At 34.7% G+C, this 985-nt stretch carries 1 protein-coding gene; it reads right to left on the bottom strand.

What is annotated here, in order from left to right; genetic code table 11:
- The coding region (locus tag KQI30_RS16840; protein WP_253287559.1) for a DDE-type integrase/transposase/recombinase at positions 1 to 985 on the bottom strand (985 nt) is incomplete at both ends.

Here is a 985-nt window from a genome sequence, read left to right as displayed (position 1 = left end):
CTGATTAATATTTGCCATTTGGCAGGCATATTATCGATACCATCAAGAGCTTCAAGTTCATTAAGTGGTTTCCAATAGTTATATGGATGAGGTCTTAGAAAGTTATAATATGCGACCCAAAGAGAAAATCCGTAGGATGCGCCTTCGGCACTACCATAACCACAAGTAACACGATATGAAGCTTTAAATGTACGATTAAGACGTTCAACAATTTGTTTAATCCATCTATATTCTGTAGATACTGGATCATCATTGGTAAGACCAATAACTTGGGTTAAGTCAAAAGCTTTATTTTCTTCTAACTCAAATTGTTGTTTAGCTAAAGGGTATGCACTATATCCATCTGCGATGAACTTTAATGCTTTATTAGGGAATTTAGCGAATTTGTCAAAAGCCATGCGCATAGCTAAAATGCAAGGACCAACAGCTCGTGTGTCGGATACTTGGTAACCAAGAATAGATTTCTTACAAGCGTCCATTACAATCCAAACGTAATGTTTGATACCTTTTACTTTTATATAAGTTTCATCAGCTGAAAGTATTTTCGATGGCTTGTAGTCAAAAGTATCAACAAAAGGCTTTATAACAGCGGCAGCTGTCAGAGCGTAATTAGCAACCATAGTATGAGATATTTTAATTCCATGAACTTCTTTTAGGGCATGAGCAGTCTGCCTTGTAGACAGTTTAAGGTTAACATGGTAAGTAAGACATAGTCCCATTATATGTGGATTAAATTTTTTAAAACTAAATCCTGTAGCACGTTTGGAGATTTCGTATAAGTCCATTTCAAAGAAGTTAATACTAAATTCTCTGTAAATATAGTGAAGCTTATATTTATACTTATCAGAATCATCAAGACCCTTCGGGAGTTTTTTCAAATTCCTTTTGTAGTAAGAGCAGTTAGTATTGATGCATTTATGTATTTTAAAATGCTTACGCTCCTTACGTTCAGAGAGTGTGCTACCGCAGTAAGGACATTTAAATA

Origin of the sequence: Clostridium bornimense (assembly GCF_018917145.1) — a bacterium.
GTDB lineage: Bacteria > Bacillota > Clostridia > Clostridiales > Clostridiaceae > Clostridium_AN > Clostridium_AN bornimense_A.
Note: the sequence above shows the minus strand (reverse complement) of the source record. Positions and strands in the feature narration are given on the sequence as shown.